We start from the raw sequence: 24,639 nt of genomic DNA on the forward strand, positions 1-24,639 counted from the left end.
CAGGCGCACACAAAGTTCATGGGAACCACTACTGCAACTGGTACGACTCTAGCAGGCCGGGGCCCGAAACGGGGGGATATTTCACCTCCGGTCCTGCGGGAGCCCGACCTCCGAGGGTATCCATTTCGAGTTTTCCGGCGCACACTGGCCGGAATGACAAATTACGCAGCACCTCGCCGCCCCTTGCCCACCAGCCCCTTCAAGCGCCAGGCGGAGGCAGCGCCGCGCAAGCACTTCGCCGTCGGCGACCGTGTCACCCACGACGGGTTCGGCCTCGGCCGGGTCATCGGTGTCGAGGGCGGTAGCGACATCGCCGTCCTCGTCGACTTCGGATCGCGGCAGGAACGCCTCACGCAGCCGTACACCGCGATGCACAGGCTCTGACCCCGGCCGTGCCGGCACCGGATTGCCGCAGGACCCGTGCGCCTTGGCGCTTCGGCGCCGGGACCCGATCTTCGCGCTCCTGAAGAGGTCGCGTGGGCGCGGCGCTACCTGGGGTGGTCGCGCCGGAGTTCGGCGTTGATGCGCAGGGCCTCTTCGAGCTGGTCTTCGAGGATGATGATGCGGCACGCCGCGTCGAGGGGAGTGCCCTGGTCGACGATCTCGCGGGCGCGGGCGGCGATGCGCAACTGGTAGCGGGAGTAGCGGCGGTGACCGCCGGCGGAGCGCTGCGGGGCGATGAGTTTGGCCTCGTCGAGGCTGCGGAGGAAGCCCGGCGTGGTGCCCAGGATCTCTGCGGCCCGGCCCATGGTGTAGGCGGGGTAGTCGTCGTCGTCGAACTTGCTCTCTGCGCTCACTGGGTCCTTTTTCGGGTCTGTGGCGTGGGTGGCCTGTTCCACCGGCACCTTCCTTCCTGGGAAACGGGTCGAGGGCCCCGGCGCGCTGTGCGCCGGGGCCCAGGGGTGTAGGGCTTCACTTCACCATCTACTGCACTACTGCTGCCGACCGTCGGGTCGGCCCGTAGTGTCCGCACCGCCCAGGGGATGGACGGGATGCGGGGATCGCGTATGCGTGACCGAGAACCACCTCTTCCATGACGTTCCATGACGATGGGTACTGCGGTGACCGCCCGGCAGTGAATGTGCGCCGGGGCGGGCGATCCGGCTGGGTGAACCCTTCCCTTCTCCTCTGTTGTACATCGTGCGAACTGCTGGGTACTGCGAACTGCTGGCGGCACCCGTCCTGCTGATACTGCGCGGTGCGAACCTCCGGTACTGCTGGAGGCCCGGCTCCCCGGGTGCTGCCGGTACTGCGTTCCTGCACGTGCGCGACCGCCACCGCCTCGGACCCCACGCACAACCGGGCCCGACGCGCCTGGCAGGTCACCCGCCCCCGCCGGACCCCTGCCATGACCGGGCCCCGCGGACTGACGACCTGCACGCCTCATGCATCACTGCTGTACCACCCGGGCAGTTCGTGTCTGCCCGTCCTGCTGTCCTGCTCTTCCAACACCAGGAACACTACACAGAGCACCGAGCAATGTCTACTCTCGCCGGAGCAGGTTTTCGCGCGGAGGCGGAGCACTAACGGTCGGAGCAGTCCAGGCCGGCGGCCTGCGGATGCCGCGAGAGGGCATCACGCAGGGCATGAGGTCGACGACGATGGCCTGTTCGGCCAGGCGCGCCAGCAGCCGGCGCAGGACCCTGTCGTCTCCGTCGCCGACGGCCGGCGGGGCGCACGTCGGCGGCGGCCGCACCGGGCCGCCAGATATCTCTCTCGGCCGCATCACATTTTCCCGCGCCCGATCACCGCTACGGGATCGGCACGGCCCGCCGGTGTCGGCGCGCGACGAGCCACAGCCGGAGTCCGTTCGGGGGCGGTCGTGCGCGTGTGCTGCGGCTGGAACTATCCTCTGGGGGCATGTCGAACCCTGATGCGCTGCTCGTCGAGATCGCCGCGATGGTGGAGTCCGAGCACAGCAACCAGATGCCCCTGACCGTGGTCGTTCCGGGCGCGGTCATCACCGGGCGCCTGGCGCCGGAGAGCCTGTGGCACGAGCGGGTCGCCGAAGTCCTGTCGGCCTCGGACCACTTGAAGCCGTTCGCCGCACTGTTCTCGAACCCCGCAGGCCGCGGCACCGGCGATATCGGTGATGGCACCTCACACCCAGCTCGGCCGACGCACCTGCACCTGCACGTCGCCCGAATCCTGCAAGGCAGCTACGGGCTGCCGCACACCGGAGGCATGTACCGCATCTCCATCGCCGACATCAGCAGCTGGACCGTGGGGGACCTCAGCTACACCGACCAATGACGCGCCCTCCCGGGATCGTCGGCGCCCGGGCCTGATCGTCGCCGCCTGCGCCGAGTGGGGGCACAGCACGCGGAGTGCCCCCGTCCTCGCGCACCGGCACGAGGCGGGGGCCGGGGACTCACTCCTTCGGAGCCTCCGGCTCCTCCACGAAGTCGACCTTCTTGAACTGCCGGTTCATCGACTTGGCCAGGAACCAGGTCGCCACGCCGAGGGCGGCGAAGACGACGAAGCCGAGGAGACCGGGGGTGACCTTGGCGTCGTCGACGGCGAGGTCGGCGGCGAGGCTGATGAGGTTCACGGGGGCGCTCATATCTCTATGGTGGCCCGGCTCACGGGGAGCCGGGCCATCGGGGGGTGGTTCAGTCGCGCGTGTCGGCGGCCTCGGCCGCCACGGTGGGGGTGCGCAGGCCGGCGAACAGGTCGTCCTCCGGCAGGTCCACGTCGACCAGGGTACGGGCGAGCTCGTAGTCCTCGGTGGGCCACACCTCGCGCTGGACCTCCAGCGGGACGCGGAACCACGGGCCGTCCGGGTCGATCTGGGTGGCGTGGGCGATCAGCGCGCGGTCGCGGGTCTCGAACCAGTCGTCGCAGCGGACCCGAGTGGTGATCTCCCGCTCCTTGCGGCCGCTCTTCTCCCAGCCCTCGATCCACTCGCCGTACGGCGACTCGTGGCCGTGCTCGGTGAGGTACTGGTGCAGGGCGCGGATGCGGCCCATCGGGAAGCCGTGGTTGTAGTAGACCTTGAGCGGCTGCCAGGGCTCGCCGGCCTCGGGGTAGGCGTCCGGGTCGCCCGCGGCGTCGAAGGCCAGCATGGTGATCTTGTGGGTCATGATGTGGTCCGGGTGCGGGTAGCCGCCGTTCTCGTCGTAGGTCGTGATGACCTGCGGCTTGAACTCGCGGATCAGCCGGACCAGCGGCTCGGCCGCCTCCTTCACGTCCTGCAGGGCGAAGCAGCCCTCCGGCAGCGGGGGCAGCGGGTCACCCTCGGGCAGCCCGGAGTCCACGAAGCCCAGCCAGGCCTGCTTGACGCCGAGGATGGCGCGCGCCTCGTCCATCTCCTTGCGCCGGACCTCGTGGATGTTCTCCTCGATGTACGGGTCCCCCTGGAGCTTGGGGTTGAGGACCGACCCGCGCTCGCCCCCCGTGCAGGTGGCCACCAGCACGTCCACACCCTGTTCGACGTACATGGCCATGGTGGCCGCGCCCTTGCTGGACTCGTCGTCCGGGTGGGCGTGCACCGCCATCAGTCGCAACTGCTCAGTCAACGCCTTGCGTTCCTTCCACATCCTCGGGCGTTCCGCGAAGTCCGGGTCGCCCACCACCGTACGAACCGCTCACTTCGGGGCCGCGTCGCCGCGGGGCCGACCCGCGCGAACCGCCGACCGGACCGGGCCCTGCCCCCGCCGGACCGGCCGCGGGCGTGCCCCTCCTATAGTGACGGACTGGAGGAGCGTCGCATTCCCCCGCACCACCCGCGCGGCCCCTCCCCAGGAGAGGACAGAGTCCGATGACTGCAGAGACCACCGCCACCCCGCTTCCCGAGGGGCGCTACGGCCGCGGCGGCGACCGCGACTCGGACCGCCGCCTGAAGGTGGTCGGCGCGGTCTGCGGCGTGCTGGGCCTGGGCCTGATCGCCTGGCTGGGCACCTCGTACCTGCTGCGCGAGACGAAGATCAACGGCTCGGTGCCGACCTTCCAGGTGCTCTCCGACTCCGAGGTCCAGCTGCACCTCACCGTGCGCAAGGGGGACGGGCAGGCGGGCACCTGTACGGTCCGTTCGCAGGGCGACGACCACGCGGTGGTCGGGGTGGCCGACTTCCCCGTCCCGGCGGCGGGCGACAGCTACGACGCCGTGGTCACCCTGCGCACCACGGCCCGCGGTACCACCGCCGAACTGCTGGGCTGCACGCCCGCGAAGTAGGGCGCATATTCGATCCGGGAGCGGGCATCCGTAGGAGGTCCCCGCACCGTCCTGTACGCGTCCCGTACGCGTTCTGTACACCGGGGCGTGACGCCGCCGTCAATGGCGCGCCAACGCCCCTCCCGCTTGTCGGCAGGACTTGTTAGTCTCGTGGTTTCGCCCCTTCCGCACCGGATGGTACGGGAGCGGGCGTTGCTTTGTAGTTGAGACCGATATCACCACCCACCGACCCTGCTGACGACTCACACCCTCAGCACAGCCCCAGCACCTACGAGGAGCACCCGTGACCCAGACCAGTGAGAACGTGACCTGGCTCACTCAGGCCGGCTACGACCAGCTCAAGGCCGAGCTGGATCACCTGACCGGGCCCTGGCGCATCGAGATCGCCCAGAAGATCGAGGCGGCGCGCGAGGAGGGCGACCTCAAGGAGAACGCCGGTTACCACGCGGCGAAGGAGGAGCAGGGCAAGTACGAGCTGCGCATCCGCCAGCTGACCCAGCTGCTGGAGCGCGCCAAGGTCGGCGAGGCCCCGGCCGACTCGGGCATGGTGGCCCCGGGCATGGTCGTCACGGTCGCCTTCGACGGCGACGAGGACGACCTGATGGAGTTCCTGCTGGCCTCCCGCGAGGTCGCGGGCGCCGACGACCTGGACGTCTACTCGCCGCAGTCGCCGCTGGGTCGCGCGATCGACGGCAAGCGGATCGGCGACGAGGCCACCTACGACCTGCCGAACGGCAAGCCGGCCATGGTGAAGATCGTCAAGGTCGTGCCGCACGCCGGCTGAGCCGGCCCCGCACGGTCGAGGGCGGCCGCGGAGTCAGTGACTCCGCGGCCGCCCTCCCGCGTAGGCGGCGGTACCGCCTCAGGCCGTGGACGAGCGGTACTTGCGCACCGACAGCCACGAGAACACCGCCGTGATGACCACGGACCAGAGCACCGACACCAGCGCCGCGTGCTGCATCGGCCAGGCCGGGTCCACCGGCCCGACCTGGTTGCCGAACAGCACCCGGCAGGCCTGCACGGTGGCACTGAACGGGTTCCAGTACGCGACCTGCTGCAGCCAGCCCGGCATCGAGCTGACCGGCACGAAGGCGTTGGACACGAAGGTCAGCGGGAACAGCCAGATCAGCCCGGCCGAGGTGGCCGCCTCGGGGCTGCGCACCGACAGCCCGATCAGCGCTCCGATCCAGGAGAAGGCGTAGCCGAGCAGGAGCAGCAGGCCGAACGCGCCGAGCGCCTTGAGCAGCCCCTCGTGGATCCGCCAGCCGACCAGCAGCGCGACCAGCGCCAGCACGACCAGGGTGAACGCGGTCTGGCACAGGTCGGCGAGGGTGCGGCCGACCAGCACCGCCGAGCGGGCCATCGGCAGCGAGCGGAAGCGGTCCACCAGGCCCTTGGTCATGTCCTCCGCGATGCCGGCCGAGGCGCCGGCGACGGCGAAGGTGACGGTCTGGGCGAAGATGCCGGCCATCAGGAACTGGATGTACGTGTGGGAGCTGGAGTTCGCCCCGGGGATCCGGATCGCCCCGCCCATGACGTACGAGAACAGCAGCACGAACATGACCGGCTGCATGAGCCCGAAGACCACGATCTCGGGGATCCGGGACATCCGGCGCAGGTTGCGCTTGGCGACCACCCAGGAGTCGTGCAGGGTCGCGGACAGGCCCCGGCGGGGCGTCGGCATCGCGGCGCCGATGGCGTGCTCGGTGGCGGTGCTCATCTCAGCGCTCCGTTCCGGCCGTGACGGCCTGCTGCTCGGGGCCCTGTCCGCCGCCGCTGTCGTCCGCGTCGCCGCCGCCCGGCTTTCCGCGGCCCCGGCCGCCCCGGCCGCGGTCCTTGGCGCCGGTGCCGCCCTCCTCCTCGGCCGCCTCGGCGACGTGGCCGGTGAGGGTGAGGAAGACGTCGTCCAGGGTCGGACGGCGCAGCCCGATGTCGTCGATCTCGATCCCGCGGGCGTCGAGTTCGCGGATCGCGTCGGCGAGCACCCGGGCGCCGCCGCTGATCGGCAGGGTGATCTTCCGGGTGTTCTTCTCCACCGCGGGCTCGCTCAGCGCGTAGCCGGACAGCGCGGCGACCGCGTCGGCAACCAGGCCGGGCTCGTGCACCACGACCTCGATCCGCTCGCCGCCGATCTGCGCCTTGAGCTGGTCGGCGGTGCCGCGCGCGATGACCCGGCCTTGGTCGACCACGGCGATGTCGTGGGCGAGCCGGTCGGCCTCCTCCAGGTACTGGGTGGTGAGCAGCAGCGTGGTGCCCTGCTCCACGAGGGTCTCGATGACCTCCCAGAGCGCGAGCCGGTTGCGCGGGTCGAGGCCCGTGGTCGGCTCGTCCAGGAACATCACCGGCGGCCGGACGACCAGCGCCGCGGCGAGGTCCAGGCGGCGGCGCATGCCGCCGGAGTAGGTCTTGGCGGTGCGGTCCTTGGCGTCGCTGAGGTTGAACCACTCCAGCAGTTCCAGCGCGCGCGCCTTCGCGTCGCGGCTGCTCATCTGGTAGAGCTCGCCGACCATCGTGAGGTTCTCGAAGCCGGTCAGGTACTCGTCGACCGCCGCGTACTGGCCGGACAGGCCGATCAGGCTGCGGACCTGGTTGGGGTTCTTGAGCACGTCGACCCCGGCGACCACCGCGTGGCCGGAGTCGGGTCGGAGCAGGGTGGTGAGGACCCGCACGGTGGTGGTCTTCCCCGCGCCGTTCGGGCCGAGCAGCCCGAGCACCGTGCCCTCGGGGACGTCGAGGCTGACGCCGTCCAGGGCTCGTACGTCGCCGAAGGTCTTCACCAGGTTCTCGGCTTGGATGGCTGGCGCCATGGCCTGCCTCATCTCCTCGGACGTGTGGAGCGATCTGTCCCACTCTGCCCCGGTTTCGGGCGCACGGGCGACTCGATTCTCGACCCGCGGGACTCGAACGCGATGTATCGCGAGTCTCCCAGCACGCGATATATCGCGTCAAGGGCTGCAGGCCCACTCCCCAAGGACTGATCCACTCCCCCGACGCCTACTCGGAGACCACGTACCCCGCGTCCCGCAGCTCCCCGACCACCGCCGCGCAGTGCTCCGGCCCCTTGGTCTCCAGGTGCAGGTCCACCTCGACCTCGGTCAGCCCCAACCGCGGATCGATCCGCACGTGCGCCACGTCCAGCACGTTGGCGTCCAGCCTGGTCAGCACGCCCAGCAGGTCCGCCAGCGAGCCCGGCTTGTCCGCCAGCCGCACCCGCAGCGACAGGTAGCGCCCGGCCGCCGCCAGCCCGTGCCGCAGCACCCGCTGCATCAGCTGCGGGTCGATGTTCCCGCCGGACAGCACCGCCACCACCGGGCCCTCGAAGGAGTCCGGCTGCTCCAGCAGCGCCGCGATCGGGGCCGCCCCGGCCGGCTCCACCACCAGCTTCAGCCGCTCCAGGCCGAGCAGCAGCGCCCGCGACAGCGCGTCCTCGGAGACCGTACGGATGCCGTCCGCCAGCGTGTTGACCACCTCGAAGGGGATGTCCCCCGGGCGCCCGACCATGATCCCGTCGGCCATGGTCGCGAAGTGCTCCAGCGACACCGGCCGCCCGGCCGCCAGCGAGGGCGGGTACGCGGCCGCCGAGGCCGCCTGCACCCCGATCACCCGTACGTCCGGCCGCAGCGGCTTCACCGCCGCCGCGATCCCGGCCAGCAGCCCGCCGCCGCCCACCCCGACCAGGATGGTGCGCACCTCGGGGCACTGCTCCAGGATCTCCAGCCCGACGGTCGCCTGCCCGGTGACCACGTCCCAGTGGTCGAAGGGGTGGATGAACACCGCGCCGGTCGCGTCCGAGTAGCGCTGCGCGGCCTGCAGCGCCTCGTCCACGGTGGCGCCGTGCAGCCGTACGTCGGCGCCGTACTCGCGGGTGGCCGCGACCTTCGGCAGCGGCGCGGCGACCGGCATGAACACGGTCGAGCGCACCCCCAGCAGTGAGGCCGCCAGCGCCACGCCCTGGGCGTGGTTCCCGGCGCTCGCCGCCACCACCCCGCCGGCCCGTTGCACCGGCGAGAGTCCCGCGATCCGCACGTACGCCCCGCGCAGTTTGAAGGAGCCGGTGCGCTGCAGGTTCTCGCACTTCAGGTGCACCGGCGCGCCGATCAGCCCGGAGAGGTGCCGACTGCCCTCCATCGGGGTCACCCGGGCGATCCCGGCGAGCATCTTCTGGGCGCCGCGGACGTCGTCGAGGGTGATCGGCCAGTTGTGCATGCCGCCAGGGTAGAGGGCCCGTCCCCGGGCCGCAGGCCGACAATCCGGGACGCCGGGCCTGTTCCCGGGTCCGCCGTGCCCGCGTACGCTGCTGCTTCTGAGCCTCCCTCACCGCACGACGATCGTGAGCCGCGATGACGACGACCTCGCCCCAGGCCACCGACCGCACCGACCCCGTGCACACCCAACTCCAGTACCAGCTCGCGGTGTTCGCCCGCCGCATGGAACAGGTCCGGACCTCCGGCGGTGGGGTCGGGGCGCTGGACCGGGCCGCCTACCTGCTGCTCGACCGGCTGGAGCGGCACGGGCCCGCCAACGTCAAGGCACTGGCCGAGTCCCTGGGGGTGGACTCCTCCACGGTGACCCGCCAGGTCGCGCCGCTGGTCGCGGCCGGGCTGGTCGGCCGGGTGCAGGACCCGGCCGACCGGCGCGCCGTACGGCTCGCCCTCACCTCGCGCGGGGCCGGCCGGCTGGACGAAGTCCGCGACGGCCGGGCCGAGTTGACCCGCCGCCTGGTCGCCGACTGGCCCCCGGAGGAGCAGCGCGCGTTCTGCGCCCTGCTGGCCCGCTTCAACCACGCGATGGAGTCGTACACCGCGGACCAGCAGGGGCAGTGAACAGCCTCAGGGTCTGACGGACCCTAGCCCAGCGCCTGCTTGAGGTCGGCCAGCAGGTCGTCGATCGACTCGATGCCGACCGAGACGCGCACCAGGTCGGCCGGCACCTCCAGCGGGGAGCCCGCCGCCGAGGCGTGGGTCATCCGGCCCGGGTGCTCGATCAGCGACTCGACGCCGCCGAGCGACTCACCGAGGGTGAACAGCTGCGTGCGGTTGCAGACCTCGACGGCCGCCTCCTCGCCGCCCGCGACCCGGAAGGAGACCATGCCGCCGAAGGCCTTCATCTGCTTGGCGGCGATGTCGTGGCCGGGGTGCTCGGGCAGGCCCGGGTAGAGCACCTCGCTGACCTTGGGGTGGCTCGCCAGCAGCTCGGCGATCTTCTCCGCGTTGGCGCTGTGCCGGTCCATCCGGACGCCCAGCGTCTTGATGCCGCGCAGCACCAGCCAGGCGTCGAACGGGCCGGAGACGGCGCCCATCGCGTTCTGGTGGTACGTGACCTCCTCGCCGAGGGCCGCGTCGGCCAGCACCAGCGCACCGCCGACCACGTCCGAGTGGCCGCCCATGTACTTGGTGGTGGAGTGCACGACCGCGTCCGCGCCGAGCGCGATCGGCTGCTGCAGGTACGGGCTGGCGAAGGTGTTGTCGACCACCAACAGCGCGCCGGCGCCGTGCGCGATCTCGGCCAGCGCGGCGAGGTCGGTGATGCCCAGCAGCGGGTTGGACGGCGTCTCCACCCACACCGCGCGGGTGTTGGGGCGCAGCGCCGCGCGGACGGTGGCCAGGTCCTGGGTGTTGGCCACGGAGAACTCGACGCCCCAGCGGGTCAGCACCTTGGCGAAGAGCCGGAAGGTGCCGCCGTAGGCGTCGTTGGGGATCACGATGTGGTCGCCCGGCTTGAGGATGGTGCGCAGCAGGGTGTCCTCGGCCGCCAGGCCGGAGGCGAAGGCGAGGCCGCGGGCACCGCCTTCGAGCGCCGCGAGGCACTCCTCCAGCGCGGTGCGGGTCGGGTTGGCGCTGCGGCTGTACTCGTAGCCGCCCCGCAGGCCGCCCACCCCGTCCTGCTTGTAGGTGGACACCTGGTAGATCGGCGTGACGACGGCCCCGGTCTGGGGGTCTGCTTCCTGACCCGCGTGGATGGCGAGGGTCTCGAAGCCCTGGGGAAGCTGGTGCTCGGTCATGGGTCCGAGCCTAGTGGCCGAACGCCGGGTAGCCCTCCCGAATCGGAACTCACGACGAACCCGCAGGTGGGAGCGGGGGTGCGGGCGCACGGAGACCGGTGCGCCGTACCCCTCCCCAAGGGGACGGGCGGCGCCGGAATCCGCGGGCGGCCGTTCGCGTTGCACACTGCGCCACGTTTCCCGACCAGCTGGAGCAGGCCGTGCTGTTCAACCGCCACAAGACCTCGCTCGTTCCCGCCGACCAGGCGCTGCCCGGCCGGGAGGCCGCCGGCTTCGACCTGCGTGCGCCGCACACCGTCCTCGGGCACCCGCTGCTCGGCCCCTACCCGGAGGGCCTGGAGGTGGCCGACTTCGGGCTGGGCTGTTTCTGGGGCGCCGAGCGGACGTTCTGGCGCCTGTCCGGCGTCTGGACGACGCTGGTCGGCTACCAGGGCGGCTACACCCCGAACCCGACGTACGAGGAGGTGTGCAGCGGGCTGACCGGGCACACCGAGGCGGTCCGGGTGGTGTACGACCCGGCGGTGGTCTCCTACGAGCGCCTGCTGAAGACGTTCTGGGAGGCGCACGACCCGACCCAGGGCAACCGCCAGGGCAACGACGTGGGCACCCAGTACCGCTCCGCCGTCTACACCCACTCCGCCGCCCAGGCGGAGGCGGCGGCGGTCTCCCGGGAGGCCTTCCAGCCGGCCCTGACCGCGCTCGGTTACGGCCCGATCACCACTGAGATCGCCCCGGCCGGCCCGTTCTACCCGGCCGAGCCGTACCACCAGCAGTACCTGTCGGAGGCCAAGAACCCCAACGGCTACTGCGGTCTCGGTGGGACGGGCGCCTCCTGCCCGATCGGCGTCGCCCGCACCCAGGGCTGACGCGGGCGCCGGCGCCCCGAGCCGCCCGCCCAGCCGGCGCCCCGAGCCGCCCGCCCGGGCCGGCGACCCGAGGTGACCGCTCCCGGGCCCGGGCGCAGACTGGAAGGGCCAGCAGGGGCGGCCCGGCCCCTACCGGCGGCCGGGCCGCCCTCCCTCCGGGGAGAGGAGAGAGCGCCATGACCGGTCTCGTCCGCAAGAGCTTCGACGATCCCGAGGAAGTCCGCCCGTTCGAGGAGGGCAAGGGAGAACTGCGCCTGGTCGACGTGGACTCCGGCCCGGTCGGCAGGGCGGTGTTCGAGCCGGGCTGGCAGTGGTCCAAGCACGTGAAGCCGATCGCCAAGACCGACAGCTGCCAGGCCGCCCACCGGGGGTACGTGGTCTCCGGGCGGATGAAGATCGTCATGGACGACGGCCAGGAGTCCGAGTTCGGCCCCGGCGACTACATGGTCTGCCCGCCCGGGCACGACGCCTGGATCCTCGGCGACGAGCGCTGCGTCGTCATCGACTGGCAGGGCTTCGCGGACTACGCGAAGCGCTGAGCCGCGGCCTCGGGGCCGGCCGGGCGGCGCGGCCCTACCGCCCGCCCGGCCCCGGACGGTCAGACGGCGCTGCCGGCCTTCCAGTCGGCCCAGCTCATGTTCCAGCCGTTCAGGCCGTTGTCCGGGGCGACCGTCTTGTCACCGGAGTTCACGACCTCGACGACGTCGCCGACCATCGAGGACTTGTAGAACTTGTAGCCGTCCGTGCTGCTGTCCTGCGCCCCCTTGGCGTCCTGCAGGCCGACGCAGCCGTGGCTGGTGTTCTGGCCGCCGAAGATCGACGCCGAGGACCAGTAGTTGCCGTGGATGAAGGTGCCCGAGGTGGTGAGGCGCTGGGCGTGCGGCACGTCGGCGATGTCGTACTCGCTGCCCAGGTTGACGGTCTGCGAGTTCATCCGGGTCTGCGTGTACTGCTCGGAGATGACCATCTTGCCGCCCCAGGTGGTGTGCTCGGGGGAGCCGCCGGAGATCTTGTAGACCGCGCTGACCTGGCCGTCGGTGGTGACGGTGAGCTTCTTGGTGGCGAGGTCGGCGACGCTGGTCTGGGCCCGGCCGACGGTGAACCGGACGTCCTTGGACTGGGTGCCGTACACGCCCTTGGCGCCCTCGACGTCCTTGAGCCGGAGCTTGAGGGTGACGACGGTGCCCTTGGCCCAGTACTCCTGCGGCCGGAAGTCGAGGCGGGTGCTGGAGAACCAGTGCCCGACGATCTCGACGCCCGGCTCGGCTATCACGGTGATCGCCTGCTGGACGGCCTTCTTGTCGGTGATCGGCTTGCTGAAGTTGATCGAGACGGGCATGCCGACGCCGACCGTCGAGCCGTCCTCGGGGGTGAAGTAGCCGACGAAGGTGTTGGCCGGGGTCGCCGTGGTGAAGACGGCGTTGGAGTCCGCCTCCAGCTTGTCCTTGTCGACGGCGACGGCGGTGACGGTGTACTTGGTACCGCTGGCCGGCGCGGCGGCCGAGGTCCAGCCGGTGTTGTCGGCGGAGAGCTGGCCGGCCAGTTCCTTGCCGGTGGAGTCGACGACCTTGACGCTGCTCAGGGTGCCGTTGCTGACGGTGACCTTGACCGGGTCGCTGAAGCTGGCGGCGGCGGCCCCGTCGGCGGGGGTGACGGTGATGACGGCGGCCGAGGTCCTGGGGGCGCTGCTGCCGCCGGAGCCGGGAGCGCCGCTCGCGCTGCCGCCGGATCCGCCGCCGTTCCCGCCGCCGCTGTCGCTGTTGTCGTTGCAGGCCGCCAGCAGCAGGACCGGGGCCCCGATCAGTCCTGCGAGGACACCGCGTCGGCTCCAACTTCCCCCGGCCGCTCGCCCCTGACCGTCCCGTGCCGTCACGTCGCGTCTCCCTGCTGATCATCCCGGGCATTTACGGATACAGAAACGCAATCCGCCCGTTCACGGTTCCACCACCGAAGGGTAGGCGATCGTATGAGATGACCCAACTTCCTGCCGAACAGGGACAAAACGCCCGGCCTGCCGCTGGCAGACCGGGCGTTCACGAGCCCTGGCGGCACACTGCCGTCACTCGGCGGACTCCTCCACCGCGTACTCGTCCCACTCCTCGCTCTCGGGGTCGAACTCGGTCTGCGCCGACTCCCAGGTCGCCGAGGCGAGCTCCACACCGGGCACGTCACCGAGCAGCGCGACGGGGTCGATGAAGTGGGCGAGCGAACCCGACGGGTCCACCTCGATGGCCTCGACGGACTGGGCGCGCTCCTCGTCGTCGAGGTACTCGTCGTCGGACACCGCCTGCAGGGCGGCCGCCTTCAGCGCCCCCTCGTCGGTGATCTCCGCGATGAGCTCGATCTTGACCCGGACGTAGCGCGGGGCGTCCTGTTCGGTCGTTTCAATGCTGGTCATGCGTGCGAGCGTACGGGAAACGCGCGGGCCGCGAACGAACGGACGGGCGGACGCACCGGTGGGGCCGGCCCCTCGGAGAAGGACCGGCCCCACCGTTTCCCCGCCTGGGCTCCCCCACCCGGGAGCCGCGGGGACGCGCCGTACGGCGCAGTGCGGCCGCGGGAGCCGCCGCACCCTGTCGACCGGCCGGAGCCGGACAGGGGCGGGACGACGGCGCCTCCCGCGGAGGGAGGACACAGCGGCCGGGTCAGGGCCGCCCGATGTGTCCCGAGCCGACTGCGCTCGCCCGGGGAGCCGCTCCCGGACGGTTGCCGTCGCCTCGTTCGGCGTCCTGCCGTTGACCACAACCATGCCGGAGCCGTGTTAAGCCCGTGCTGCGGGCAGGTGACGCCGGTGTACCACTTCGCCCGTGGACGAATCCTCCGGATCCGACCACGGGCGACTGAAGGTGACCGTGCGTCAGTGCGCGGCGCGACCGGTCAGGTAGCCCAGCAGGTCCTGGCGGGTGACGATGCCCTGCGGCTTGCCCTCGACCAGCACGACGGCCGCGTCGGCCTTCTCCAGCACGGTCATCAGGTTGGTCACGGTCTCGCCCGAGCCGACCACCGGCAGCGGCTTGGACATCACCTTGTCCAGCGTGTCGGTCAGCTCGATCTCCTTGGCGAAGATGCCCTCCAGCAGCAGCTTCTCCACCACCGAGCCGATCACCTCGCCGGCCATGATGTCCGGGTGCCCGGCGCCGGGGGAGACCACCGGCATCTGCGAGACGCCGTACTCGCGCAGCACCCGGACCGCCTCGGCGACCGTCTCGTTCGGGTGCATGTGGACGAACTGCGGGACGCCGCCCTGCTCGATGGACTCCTTGCGGGCCAGCACCTCGCCGATGTGCGCCTCGTCGGTGGCCGAGGGCAGGAAGCCGTAGTCGGCCATCCAGTCGTCGTTGAAGATCTTCGACAGGTAGCCGCGGCCGCCGTCCGGCAGCAGCACGACCACGACGTCGTCCGGCCCGAGCTCCTTGGCGACCTCCAGCGCGGCCACCACGGCCATGCCGCAGGAACCGCCGACCAGCAGGCCCTCCTCCTTGGCCAGGCGGCGGGTCATCTGGAACGAGTCCTTGTCGGAGACGGCGACGATCCCGTCCGCGACGCCACGGTCGTAAGCGGTCGGCCAGAAGTCCTCGCCGACGCCCTCGACCAGGTACGGCCGGCCGGTGCCGCCCGAGTAGACCGAGCCCTCCGGGTCGGCGCCGATCACCTTGACCTTGCCGCCGGAGACCTCCTTCAGGTAGTTGCCGGTGCCGGAGATGGTGCCGCCGGTGCCGACGCCCGCCACGAAGTGGGTGATCTTGCCGTCGGTCTGCTCCCACAGCTCCGGGCCGGTGGAGTAGTAGTGCGAGGCCGGGTTGTCCGGGTTGGAGTACTGGTCCGGCTTCCAGGCGTTCGGGGTCTCCCGGACGAGGCGGTCGGAGACGTTGTAGTACGAGTCCGGGTGCTCCGGGGCGACGGCGGTCGGGCAGACGACCACCTCGGCGCCGTACGCGCGCAGGGTGTTGATCTTGTCGGTCGAGACCTTGTCAGGACAGACGAAGATGCACTTGTAGCCCTTCTGCTGGGCCACGATCGCCAGGCCGACACCGGTGTTGCCGGAGGTCGGCTCGACGATGGTGCCGCCCGGCTTGAGGGCGCCCGAGGCCTCGGCGGCCTCGATCATGCGCATCGCGATGCGGTCCTTCACCGAGCCGCCGGGGTTGAAGTACTCGACCTTCGCCAGCACTGTCGCGCTGATGCCCTCGGTGACCTTGTTCAGCTTGACGAGCGGCGTATTGCCGACCAGGTCGATGATCGAGTTGTGGTACCGCACGGGGGTCCTCCCGGTCTATGGGCATGCGAGTGCTTTCGGTACTGCAAAGCCTAGGCCGTGCCACGCACCCCAGCGCTCCCGCTGTCCGTCTCCGCCAACAACCCACCTCAGCCCCGTGCCACGGCCCGCCCCCGCCCCCAATGGCCCACTCCCGCAGGTACTCCCGCCCTCCGCGCGGGTAGGAGGGGTGTACGCCCCCGGGAGGGGCAGCAGGAGGACGGGAAGGGGGTGCCGGATGCCAGGCGCACAGACCTCGCGGGCCCGGGTGGCCCGGCGGATCGCCACCGCGGCGGCGTACGGCGGCGGCGGGCTCGGCCTCCTCGGCGTGGGCCTGGTGGGCCTGCTGCTGACCGAGAGCAAGCTCGCCATCCAGGCCATCGGCGCCCTGGAGACGGTCCCGCCCAAGGCCGACGGCACCTACGGCGAGGCCTTCGCCGACCGCGCCGCGGACCCGCCGCCGCTCGTCCTGGCCGTCCTCGGCGACTCCACCGGCGCCGGGCTGGGCGTGGCGCGGGCGCGCGAAACCCCGGGCGCCCTGCTCGCCGCCGGCCTGGCCTCGGTGGCCGAGCGCCCCGTCCGGCTGGTCAACGTGGCCCGCTCCGGCGGCCGCTCCGCCGATCTCTCCGGCCAGCTGGAGCAGGCGCTGCCGCACCACCCGGACATCGCCGTGATCATGATCGGGGCCAATGACGTGACCCGGCACAGCCCGGCCCAGCTGGCCGTCCGCCAGCTCGGCGAGGCCGTTGCCGCGCTGCGCGCCAACGGCTGCCAGGTGGTCGTCGGCACCTGCCCGGACCTCGGCACGATCAAGCCGGTGCGCCCGCCGCTGCGCTGGGTGGCCCGCCGGCTGAGCCGGCAGCTGGCCGCCGCGCAGACCATCGCCGTGGTGGAGGCGGGCGGCCGGACGGTCTCGCTCGGCTCGCTGCTGGGCCCGGAGTTCGCCGCCCGCCCGGAGATGTTCGCCGCCGACCGCTACCACCCCTCCGCCCAGGGCTACGCGACCGCCTCGATGGCGGTGCTGCCCTCGGTCTGTGCCGCGCTCGGCCTGTGGCCCGAGGAGGAGCGTCCGAGCGCCCCCGTCCCGGGCGAGACGGTGCTGCCGGTCGCGGTGGCCGCCGCGGCGGCGGCCGGCCGGGAGGGCACCGAGGTCGCGGCGGTGGAGGCGGAGGGCGCGGGCCACCGCTGGGCGCTGCTGCGCCGGCGCCTGCGGATCGGTCTGCCCGGCTCGGGCGGGGCCGCCGGGGCCCGGCTGCACCCCGTCCAGGAGGCCCCGCCGACCCCCGGGAATACGTCGGCCAGCTCACACGCTGGTGCGGGTGACGCCTGACCTACCAGGCGGTAACTTTCCTCCCGGACGTCAGGTCCGCCGTCACCCAGCGAGGAGCCCGTCATGCCCGAAGCCGTCATCGTCAGCGCCGCCCGTTCGCCGATCGGCCGGGCCTTCAAGGGCTCGCTCAAGGACGTCCGCCCGGACGACCTGACCGCCCACATCATCCAGGCCGCCCTAGCCAAGGTGCCGCAGCTCGACCCGCGCGAGATCGACGACCTGATGCTGGGCTGCGGCCTGCCTGGCGGCGAGCAGGGCCACAACCTCGCCCGCATCGTGGCCGTCCAGATGGGCATGGACTACCTGCCCGGCGCCACCATCACCCGCTACTGCTCCTCCTCGCTGCAGACCACGCGGATGGCGCTGCACGCGATCAAGGCCGGCGAGGGCGACGTCTTCATCTCGGCCGGTGTGGAGACCGTCTCGCGCAGCATCCACAGCACCTCGGACGGCATGCCGGGCACCATGAACCCGCTCTTCGACGAGGCCCAGGCCCGCACCGCCAAGCGCGCCGAAGAGGGTGGCGGCGAGTGGCACGACCCGCGCGAGGACGGGCTGGTCCCGGACGCCTACATCGCGATGGGCCAGACCGCCGAGAACCTGGCCGCGCTCAAGGGCATCACCCGCGCCGAGCAGGACGAGTTCGGCGTCCGCTCGCAGAACCTCGCCGAGGCTGCCATCAAGGCCGGCTTCTGGGAGCGCGAGATCACCCCGGTGACGCTCCCGGACGGCACCGTGGTCAGCAAGGACGACGGCCCGCGCGCAGGCGTCACCGTGGAGGGCGTCTCGGGCCTGAAGCCGGTGTTCCGCCCGGACGGCACGGTGACCGCCGGTAACTGCTGCCCGCTGAACGACGGTGCGGCCGCGCTGGTCATCATGTCGGACACCAAGGCCCGCGAGCTCGGCATCACCCCGCTCGCCCGGGTGGTCTCCACCGGCGTCAGCGCGCTCTCCCCCGAGATCATGGGCTACGGCCCGGTCGAGGCCTCCAAGCAGGCGCTCAAGCGGGCCGGCCTGACCATCGACGACATCGACCTGGTCGAGATCAACGAGGCCTTCGCGGCCCAGGTGATCCCCTCCTACCGCGACCTCGGCATCGACCTGGACAAGCTGAACGTCAACGGCGGCGCCATCGCGGTCGGCCACCCCTTCGGCATGACCGGCGCGCGGATCACCACCACGCTGATCAACTCCCTGCAGTGGCACGACAAGCAGTTCGGTCTGGAGACCATGTGCGTCGGCGGCGGCCAGGGCATGGCGATGGTCATCGAGCGCCTCAGCTGATCCGCCCGTCTGCTCGACCGCTCGCCCCCGCAGCCTCCGAAGGGTCTGGACCACCCATTTGGAGTGACACTGCGTGATTGAGGGCCGGATCACACCGCGAGGTCGATCCGGCCCTCTTTTCGTTCGTTTCCGGCTCGGAAATCGACACTGCGGAGCGGATCAACTCCACTGCGTAGAACGGTGTTACCTAACAATTTGGGGACAAGAGCGAAAGTCCGGGATGAATTGGACATTCGCCACTGCGGCAACACCCCCGCATGCGGCAGTGTGGAGAGGTAACCCCGTTCCGCTCCTCGCTAGGAGTACGTTCCGTGAGCGCCGTCTACACCATCCTGCTACTGATCCTGATCGCCGTGTCGGCCGCCGTGCTGCTCCGCCTGCGGGGCATCTCCCGTCGGCTGGACGCCCAGGCTGCCGCCAGGGCCGTGCCCACGTCCGTGGACGAGGCCGCGATACGCCGGGCCGTCACCGAGGCGCTCGCCGCCGACCGCGAGCGGGAGATCACCGAGGCCCGGGCGTTCTGGGCCGAGCAGGAGGCCCGCGCGGCCGAGGACGCGCCGCTGTTCGACTCCCCCTACACCGGGGCGTTCTCCGGCACCGACGAGTGGCCGCTCTTCTTCCCCCGCCCCACCGGCCCGCAGGACGCCGCCGACAACGCCGGGACGATGGACCCGGAGTTCGGCGAGGCGCTGCGCTCCGCGCTGGAGGACCTGATCAACGAGGACGGCGCCGGCCCGGCCGAGCCCGGCACCGACGGCGGCGCGCCGCTGCGTCCCGGCCACCCGGTGGGCGAGACCACGAAGGACGCCCGCGCCCGCCGCGAGGCCGACCTGCTGGCCACCGGCCTGGAGGCCGGACTGCTGGACGCCGAGGCGGCCGTCGAGGAGGCCCCGGTCGTCGCGCCCGACCCGCGCCGCCACCCCTCGCACCCCGACTTCGTGCCCAGCCAGGCGCCGTCCCGCGAGTGGACCGACACCCGGCTGGCCACGCTCGCCGAGGAGGCCGTCGCCCTGATCGACGTCCGCCCGGGCCCGCTGGGCACCCTGGACGTGTACGCCTTCGCCGACGGCACCACGCTCTGCGTGGCCCCGGGCGACCGGGAGGCCGCCTACCGGCTGATCGACGCGGTCCGTGCCGGTGAGCACGTCCGACTGCTCGGCGGCTCGCGCTTCTCCGGCTCGTACTCGCTGACCTTCTCCACCGACGAGGACGCCGTCTACGTGCTCGCCGACCGGGTCGTCGCCAGCATCTGACGCCGACTCACCACCGCTCCACCGAAGGCCGACCGGGTCAAGGGGTTACCGACCCGGCCGGCCTTCGGCGCGTCCGGCCCCAGGGCGCCTCAGGCGCAGAGCGCCGCCGTCTCCCGCACCGCCGCCACCGCGCCCGCCAGCACCTCGGCGACACCCGCGGGCCCGCCCGGCAGCGCCACCTGCGCACCCTCGGGCAGCGCCGCGAGCCCGGCCGCCAGCTCGTGCCCGGCGACGGCCAGTTGGTCCCCCACCGCGAAGGCCCCGGCGTCCGGGAACTCCCGCGCCGGCCCGCCCTCCGCCGCCAGCGCCAGCGCGGCCAGCCGCCGGGCCAGCTCCAGCGCGGCCGCCGCCCGCGACCCGTACCCGGGCACGGAGCCCAGCAACTTGCTCTGCGGCAGCGAGCGGAAACGATCCGCCAGGGCGTCGACGGCTTCGATCAGGGGCTGTACGTCATGCATGGCAGCGAGCCTAGGCGAAAAGCCGCCGGGCCCCGGAGCAGGTCGCTCCGGGGCCCGGCGGCAGTGCTCACGGCGGGACGTCGGATCAGTCGTCGCCGCGCAGGCTCGCGATCAGGCGCAGCATCTCCCAGTAGATCCAGACCAGCGAGAAGGTGAGCCCGAAGGCGGCCCGCCAGGCCTCCTGCTGGGCGGCGCCCCCGGCGATGGCCTGCTCGATCTCGTTGAAGTCCAGCGTGAGGTAGAACGCGCCGATGGCGATGCCGATCAGGCCGACGCCGATGCCCACCGGGCCGGACCAGGTGTTGACGCCCCCGCCGAACCACCAGGCGATCGAGTTGACCAGCAGCAGGACGGCGAAGCCGAGGCCGATCGCGGAGCCGATCCGCGTGAACCGGGGAGTGACCCGGAGCCGACCGCTCTTGTAGACGAACAGCGTCGCACCGAAGACCGCCGCCGTGCCGAGCACGGCCTGGATCGCGATGCCCGGGAAGACGGTGTTGAGGTAGTGCGACCAGGCGCCGAGGACGACGCCCTCCAGGGCCGCGTAGACCAGGATCAGCGCCGGGCTGACCTTCACCCTGAACTGGATGACCAGGCCGACGACCAGGGCGATCAGTGAGGCGGCGATCGCGAAGCCGAAGTTCTTGAACGGCAGCGTGAACCAGGCCACCGCGCCTGCGGCGACGAGGGTCAGCAGCGTCATGGCGGTGCGGGCGACCACGTCGTCGAGCGTCATCCGCCCGGTGGCCCCGGGGCCGGCCGACGGCCCGTTGTACAGCTCGTACAGCTGCTCGTCGCTCAGCGGGCCCTGCGCGGAAGGCTGCTGGGCGTACTGCGTCCCCGCGTAGGGGTTGGCGCCGTACGGGTTGGCGCCGTACGGGCTCCCGGCCTGCGCGTTGTTGCCGAACCCCGCGTAGCCGGAGTCGCGGGTGAAGGACCCCTCCCGCGAGAAGACCGGGTTGCTGCTTCTCATTGCACATTCCCTCCGTGGCGGCACTGCACCGCCCAACGCACAAGGGTAATGGCTTGGCAAAAATTCCGGGATACGCCGCGAGGAGGATCCGGTGAACGACACCCGGCGGGGACGCCCGTCGGCGCCCCCGCCGGTCCAACCGGTGCCCGGAGCCGGACTCGAACCGGCACGGCCTCGCGGCCAAGCAGTTTTAAGCTGCCCGTGTCTGCGTTCCACCATCCGGGCCTCTCGCGAAACCACCCTGAGCCTAGTCGCCAGGATCACCCTTTCGCATGTTCCCAGCCCCGGAAGTTGTCATGTTTCCTTGCTATCTGACGAACTGTTCGGGATTCGGCCACGAAGCATAGTGGTTCAGGCCATCGACCGGAAACCGGTCGCCCCTCGGGGTTCCCGTCATACCGCAGGAGGAGGGCCCGCCCGGCTCCTACACCCAGCGGTGGTCCGACAACCGTCCGGCGGAGCGACGCCGGAGCATGATCACGTCGCGGAGCATGGAGGTACCCCGATCACCAGCACAAGGAGCTCCCCGTGACCACGTCGACCGCAACCGCCGTCCGCACCGGCCGGGCGGCCGCCCGCGCCACCGGCCTGAACAAGGTCTACGGGGAGGGGGAGACCCGCGTCGTCGCCCTCGACAACGTCAGCGTGGCCTTCCCCCAGGGCGAGTTCACCGCCATCATGGGCCCCTCCGGCTCCGGCAAGTCCACCCTCATGCACTGCATGGCCGGCCTCGACACCGTCAGCTCCGGCTCCTCCACCATCGGCGACACCGAACTCGTCGGCCTCAAGGACAAGCAACTCACCCAACTGCGCCGCGACCACATCGGCTTCGTCTTCCAGGCCTTCAACCTGCTCCCCACCCTGACCGCCCTGGAGAACATCACCCTCCCCATGGACATCGCCGGCCGCAAGGTCGACCAGGCCTGGCTCGACCGCGTCGTCGACACCGTCGGCCTCTCCGGCCGCCTCAGCCACCGCCCCTCCCAGCTCTCCGGCGGCCAGCAGCAACGCGTCGCCTGCGCCCGCGCCCTCGCCGGCAAGCCCGACATCGTCTTCGCCGACGAACCCACCGGCAACCTCGACTCCCGCTCCGGCGCCGAGATCCTCTCCTTCCTGCGCAACTCCGTGCGCGAACTCGGCCAGACCGTCGTCATGGTCACCCACGACCCCGTCGCCGCCTCCTACGCCGACCGCGTCGTCTTCCTCGCCGACGGCCGCATCGTCGACGAACTCCACACCCCCACCGCCGACACCGTCCTGGACCGCATGCGCCGCTTCGACGCCAAGGGCCGCACCAGCTGACCCGGCGACAGCACCCAGCCGCCCCTCCGCGAACCACAGGACACCCCATGTACCGCACCGCACTGCGCAACGTGCTGGCCCACAAGGGCCGACTGCTGATGACGGCGCTCGCCGTCATGCTCGGCACCGCCTTCGTGGCGGGCACCATGGTCTTCTCCGACACCTTCGGCAAGGCCATGCGGGACAGCAACTCCAAGAGCTACTCGGACGTCTCGGTCCAGGTGGTCGACCGCGCGGCCGGCTCCGGCGCCAGCGCCAAGCAGAAGAGCGAGAGCGGCTCCGCCGCGCTCACCGACGCCACCGTCCAGCAGCTGGCCGCCCTCCCGGGCACCGCCAACGCGCGCGGCGTGGTCGGCGGCTTCACCGGTGTCGCCGACCGGGGCGGCAACCTGATAGGCGAGTTCTGGGCCGCGAAGGGGGCCAACTTCGCCCCGGGCCAGGACGGCAAGGACCCGCGCTACCCGATGGCCGAGGGCCAGGGCCCGACGAACGCCAAGGAGATCGCCCTCGACCGCAGGACCGCCGACAAGGCGGGCTACAAGGTCGGCGACACCGTCCGGGTCGCCGCCAACGGCCCGGTGGTCGAGGCGAAGCTCACCGGCATCTTCACCACCGACGACCCGGTGGTGAGCACCGGCGGCACGCTCACCCTGTTCGACAAGGCAACCGCCCAGCAGCTGCTGCTGGAACCGGGCCGCTACAGCAGCATCGTGCTCACCGCCAAGCCCGGCACCACCGACGACGCGCTGCTCGCCCAGGCCGAGCCCAAGGTGCCGTCGGGCCACCAGTTCGACGTCGAGACCGGCACCAAGCTGAAGGCCGACGAGCAGGACATGATCGCCAAGGGCACCGACACCCTGCGCACCGTGCTGCTCGCGTTCGCCGGCATCTCGCTCTTCGTCGGCATCTTCATCATCGCCAACACCTTCACCATGCTGGTCGCCCAGCGCACCAAGGAACTCGCGCTGCTGCGGGCGATCGGGGCCAGCCGCAAGCAGGTCACCCGTTCCGTCCTGGTCGAGGCGCTGGCGATCGGCGCCGTCTCCGCGGTGGCCGGCCTGCTCGCCGGCATCGGGATCGGCGCCGGGATGCAGTCCCTCATGCGCACGCTGAACGAGAACATGCCGCAGAGCTCGCTGGTGATCGAGCCGACCACCGTCGTCGTGACCCTCACGGTCGGTGTCCTGGTGACGGTGCTGTCGGCCCTGCTGCCGGCCATGCGCGCCTCGCGGATCGCCCCGGTGGCCGCGATGAGCAGCGGTGACCAGCCGACCAGCCAGAAGAGCCTGGTGGTCCGCAACACGATCGGTTCGCTGCTCGCCGCCGGCGGTCTGGCGCTGATCGGCTTCGGCGCCTCCACCGGCGACGGCAGCGGCCGGATGCCGGTCGCGCTCGGGGCCTTCCTGACCCTGATCGGCGTGTTCGTCCTGCTGCCGCTGCTCTCCCGCCCGGTCATCGCCCTGGTGGGCCCGGTGCTGCGCAAGCTGGCCGGCACCCCGGGCAAGCTCGCCCAGCAGAACGCCGTCCGCAACCCGCGCCGCACCGCTTCCACCGCCGCCGCGCTCACCATCGGCCTGACCCTGGTCAGCGGCCTGACCGTGCTGGGCGCCTCGGTCGGCGGCGCGATCGACAAGGCCGTCACCAGCTCGATGAAGGCCGACTACATCGTGTCGGCCGCCAACAGCATGAACCTGTCCGACCAGGTGGCCGCGCAGATCGCCAAGGCCCCCGGGGTGGTCGCCTCCTCGCCGCTGACCTCCGCCTACTGGGAGCTCAACGGCACCAGCAAGGCGATCAGCGGTCTGAACGCGGACTCCTTCGACCAGCTCGCCGAGGTCAAGCTGACCAGCGGCTCCACCTCCGCACTCGGCAAGGGCCAGCTGCTGGTGGACCAGGACGTCGCCAAGAAGTTCAACGTCACCACCGGCTCGACGATGACCGTGTCCTTCCCGGACGAGTCCACCGGTCAGCTGACCGTCGGCGGCGTGTACGAGAAGGGCGGCATGCTCGGCCCGGTCGTCCTGGCCAACTCCGAGATCGCCAAGCACGACCCCAAGCCGTACGTCTCCGACGTCCTGGTCAAGGGCAAGGACGGCGCCACCGGCGCGCTCAAGCAGTCGCTCAAGGACGCCACCGGCGCCAACCCGGTGATCGAGGTCAAGTCCAAGCAGGAAGTCCGCGACGACTTCAGCCAGTCCATCACCTTCATCCTGAACCTGATGTACGGCCTGCTGGCGATGTCCGTGCTGGTCGCGATCCTCGGCGTGATCAACACGCTGGCGATGTCGGTCTTCGAGCGCAAGCGCGAGATCGGGATGCTGCGGGCGATCGGCCTGGACCGCCGGGGCATCAAGCGGATGGTCCGTCTGGAGTCCGTGGTGATCTCGCTGTTCGGCGCCGGCATCGGCCTGCTGCTGGGCTGCTTCATCGCCTGGGCGATCAACGGCACCCTGAAGTCCAGCCTGGCCGGTCTGACCACCGTGGTGCCGTACGGCCAGCTGGCGCTGTTCCTGGCCCTGGCCGGGGTGGTCGGCCTGGTGGCCGCGCTCTGGCCGGCCCGCCGGGCGTCCAGGCTGGACATCCTTTCGAGCATCAAGACCGACTGAGCCCCGGGCACAGAGAGAGCCCCTGCCGGAGTTCCGGCAGGGGCTCTTCTACTGCTGTACTCCGCCCGGTCGCACGGCCGGCTGAGCACCACGGAGGTCGTGGTCCGGCAACGCTGCCGGGCGGAGGGCCTCCGACT

General features: G+C 71.5%; 24 protein-coding genes and 1 tRNA gene. 12 read left to right on the forward strand and 13 right to left on the reverse strand.

What is annotated here, in order from left to right; genetic code table 11:
• The first annotated feature begins 153 nt into the window (after positions 1-153).
• Positions 154-384, forward strand: coding sequence for a hypothetical protein (locus BX285_RS02440; RefSeq protein ID WP_097236453.1), 231 nt, complete (start codon positions 154-156; stop codon positions 382-384).
• A gap of 104 nt (positions 385-488) precedes the next feature.
• Here BX285_RS02440 and BX285_RS02445 read toward each other — a convergent pair whose 3' ends face one another.
• Positions 489-749: a MerR family transcriptional regulator gene (locus tag BX285_RS02445; protein ID WP_097240037.1), complete on the reverse strand. Its 261-nt coding sequence runs from the start codon at positions 747-749 to the stop codon at positions 489-491.
• Positions 750-1,860: 1,111 nt separating this feature from the next.
• Between BX285_RS02445 and BX285_RS02450 the strand changes: the two genes are divergently transcribed.
• The gene (locus BX285_RS02450; protein ID WP_097236454.1) at positions 1,861-2,253 is read left to right on the forward strand and encodes a hypothetical protein; all 393 of its coding nucleotides are present in this window, start codon (positions 1,861-1,863) and stop codon (positions 2,251-2,253) included.
• 118 nt (positions 2,254-2,371) lie between these two features.
• Here BX285_RS02450 and BX285_RS02455 read toward each other — a convergent pair whose 3' ends face one another.
• Complete coding sequence (locus BX285_RS02455) at positions 2,372-2,563, reverse strand: hypothetical protein (protein WP_097236455.1); 192 nt, start codon at positions 2,561-2,563, stop codon at positions 2,372-2,374.
• A 49-nt stretch (positions 2,564-2,612) separates the two neighbouring features.
• Positions 2,613-3,518: a mycothiol conjugate amidase Mca gene (gene mca / locus BX285_RS02460; RefSeq protein WP_097240038.1), complete on the reverse strand. Its 906-nt coding sequence runs from the start codon at positions 3,516-3,518 to the stop codon at positions 2,613-2,615.
• 242 nt (positions 3,519-3,760) lie between these two features.
• On the opposite strand from mca, the gene BX285_RS02465 reads away from it, so the two are divergent.
• Together BX285_RS02465 and greA are read left to right on the forward strand one after the other, a co-directional pair.
• A complete protein-coding gene (locus BX285_RS02465) occupies positions 3,761-4,174 on the forward strand; it encodes a DUF4307 domain-containing protein (protein WP_097236456.1) in 414 nt (137 codons plus the stop codon).
• A 283-nt stretch (positions 4,175-4,457) separates the two neighbouring features.
• A complete protein-coding gene (greA, locus tag BX285_RS02470) occupies positions 4,458-4,958 on the forward strand; it encodes a transcription elongation factor GreA (protein ID WP_097236457.1) in 501 nt (166 codons plus the stop codon).
• Between the two features lie 78 nt (positions 4,959-5,036).
• Here greA and BX285_RS02475 read toward each other — a convergent pair whose 3' ends face one another.
• The 3 genes from BX285_RS02475 to ilvA form a co-directional block, all read right to left on the reverse strand.
• Complete coding sequence (locus BX285_RS02475; protein ID WP_097236458.1) at positions 5,037-5,894, reverse strand: ABC transporter permease; 858 nt, start codon at positions 5,892-5,894, stop codon at positions 5,037-5,039.
• A 1-nt stretch (position 5,895) separates the two neighbouring features.
• Positions 5,896-6,981 carry an ATP-binding cassette domain-containing protein gene (locus BX285_RS02480; protein WP_097236459.1) on the reverse strand — a complete coding sequence of 362 codons (1,086 nt, stop codon included), beginning with the start codon at positions 6,979-6,981 and terminating at the stop codon, positions 5,896-5,898.
• A gap of 187 nt (positions 6,982-7,168) precedes the next feature.
• On the reverse strand, positions 7,169-8,380 hold the full coding sequence (gene ilvA / locus BX285_RS02485; protein WP_097236460.1) for a threonine ammonia-lyase: 1,212 nt from the start codon (positions 8,378-8,380) through the stop codon (positions 7,169-7,171).
• A gap of 134 nt (positions 8,381-8,514) precedes the next feature.
• Here ilvA and BX285_RS02490 point away from each other — a divergent pair, with 134 nt between their 5' ends.
• Positions 8,515-8,997, forward strand: coding sequence for a MarR family winged helix-turn-helix transcriptional regulator (locus BX285_RS02490; RefSeq protein WP_097236461.1), 483 nt, complete (start codon positions 8,515-8,517; stop codon positions 8,995-8,997).
• Between the two features lie 23 nt (positions 8,998-9,020).
• Here the strand turns inward: BX285_RS02490 and BX285_RS02495 are convergent, their stop codons facing one another.
• Positions 9,021-10,175, reverse strand: coding sequence for a cystathionine gamma-synthase (locus BX285_RS02495; RefSeq protein ID WP_097236462.1), 1,155 nt, complete (start codon positions 10,173-10,175; stop codon positions 9,021-9,023).
• A gap of 200 nt (positions 10,176-10,375) precedes the next feature.
• Between BX285_RS02495 and msrA the strand changes: the two genes are divergently transcribed.
• Both msrA and BX285_RS02505 read left to right on the forward strand, forming a co-directional pair.
• Entirely contained in the window at positions 10,376-11,041 is a 666-nt protein-coding gene (gene msrA / locus BX285_RS02500) for a peptide-methionine (S)-S-oxide reductase MsrA (RefSeq protein WP_121174349.1), read from the forward strand.
• 176 nt (positions 11,042-11,217) lie between these two features.
• Positions 11,218-11,580: a cupin domain-containing protein gene (locus tag BX285_RS02505; protein ID WP_121174350.1), complete on the forward strand. Its 363-nt coding sequence runs from the start codon at positions 11,218-11,220 to the stop codon at positions 11,578-11,580.
• 59 nt (positions 11,581-11,639) lie between these two features.
• Here the strand turns inward: BX285_RS02505 and BX285_RS02510 are convergent, their stop codons facing one another.
• The 3 genes from BX285_RS02510 to BX285_RS02520 all read right to left on the reverse strand — a co-directional run bounded on the left by BX285_RS02510 (position 11,640) and on the right by BX285_RS02520 (position 15,299).
• Entirely contained in the window at positions 11,640-12,914 is a 1,275-nt protein-coding gene (locus BX285_RS02510; RefSeq protein ID WP_259470410.1) for an Ig-like domain-containing protein, read from the reverse strand.
• Positions 12,915-13,100: 186 nt separating this feature from the next.
• The gene (locus tag BX285_RS02515; RefSeq protein WP_097236465.1) at positions 13,101-13,439 is read right to left on the reverse strand and encodes a hypothetical protein; all 339 of its coding nucleotides are present in this window, start codon (positions 13,437-13,439) and stop codon (positions 13,101-13,103) included.
• Between the two features lie 459 nt (positions 13,440-13,898).
• Entirely contained in the window at positions 13,899-15,299 is a 1,401-nt protein-coding gene (locus BX285_RS02520; RefSeq protein WP_097236466.1) for a cystathionine beta-synthase, read from the reverse strand.
• Positions 15,300-15,534: 235 nt separating this feature from the next.
• Between BX285_RS02520 and BX285_RS02525 the strand changes: the two genes are divergently transcribed.
• The 3 genes from BX285_RS02525 to BX285_RS02535 all read left to right on the forward strand — a co-directional run bounded on the left by BX285_RS02525 (position 15,535) and on the right by BX285_RS02535 (position 19,163).
• Positions 15,535-16,626: an SGNH/GDSL hydrolase family protein gene (locus BX285_RS02525; RefSeq protein ID WP_121174351.1), complete on the forward strand. Its 1,092-nt coding sequence runs from the start codon at positions 15,535-15,537 to the stop codon at positions 16,624-16,626.
• Positions 16,627-16,689: 63 nt separating this feature from the next.
• Positions 16,690-17,910, forward strand: a complete 1,221-nt coding sequence (locus BX285_RS02530) for an acetyl-CoA C-acetyltransferase (RefSeq protein ID WP_121174352.1) — start codon at positions 16,690-16,692, stop codon at positions 17,908-17,910.
• 311 nt (positions 17,911-18,221) lie between these two features.
• The gene (locus tag BX285_RS02535) at positions 18,222-19,163 is read left to right on the forward strand and encodes a hypothetical protein (RefSeq protein WP_101948180.1); all 942 of its coding nucleotides are present in this window, start codon (positions 18,222-18,224) and stop codon (positions 19,161-19,163) included.
• Between the two features lie 89 nt (positions 19,164-19,252).
• Here the strand turns inward: BX285_RS02535 and BX285_RS02540 are convergent, their stop codons facing one another.
• The 3 genes from BX285_RS02540 to BX285_RS02550 form a co-directional block, all read right to left on the reverse strand.
• A complete protein-coding gene (locus tag BX285_RS02540; RefSeq protein WP_121174353.1) occupies positions 19,253-19,621 on the reverse strand; it encodes a hypothetical protein in 369 nt (122 codons plus the stop codon).
• 85 nt (positions 19,622-19,706) lie between these two features.
• Positions 19,707-20,594 (reverse strand): Bax inhibitor-1/YccA family protein, encoded by an 888-nt coding sequence (locus BX285_RS02545; protein ID WP_097236470.1) that lies wholly within the window; start codon positions 20,592-20,594, stop codon positions 19,707-19,709.
• Positions 20,595-20,737: 143 nt separating this feature from the next.
• Positions 20,738-20,819 (reverse strand) — tRNA-Leu (locus tag BX285_RS02550).
• A gap of 303 nt (positions 20,820-21,122) precedes the next feature.
• Between BX285_RS02550 and BX285_RS02555 the strand changes: the two genes are divergently transcribed.
• Both BX285_RS02555 and BX285_RS02560 read left to right on the forward strand, forming a co-directional pair.
• The gene (locus BX285_RS02555; protein WP_097236471.1) at positions 21,123-21,896 is read left to right on the forward strand and encodes an ABC transporter ATP-binding protein; all 774 of its coding nucleotides are present in this window, start codon (positions 21,123-21,125) and stop codon (positions 21,894-21,896) included.
• 47 nt (positions 21,897-21,943) lie between these two features.
• A complete protein-coding gene (locus tag BX285_RS02560; RefSeq protein WP_121174354.1) occupies positions 21,944-24,502 on the forward strand; it encodes an ABC transporter permease in 2,559 nt (852 codons plus the stop codon).
• Positions 24,503-24,639: the final 137 nt, after the last annotated feature.

This window comes from Streptomyces sp. 1114.5 (assembly GCF_003635085.1).
In the GTDB taxonomy this organism is placed as follows: Bacteria; Actinomycetota; Actinomycetes; order Streptomycetales; family Streptomycetaceae; genus Kitasatospora.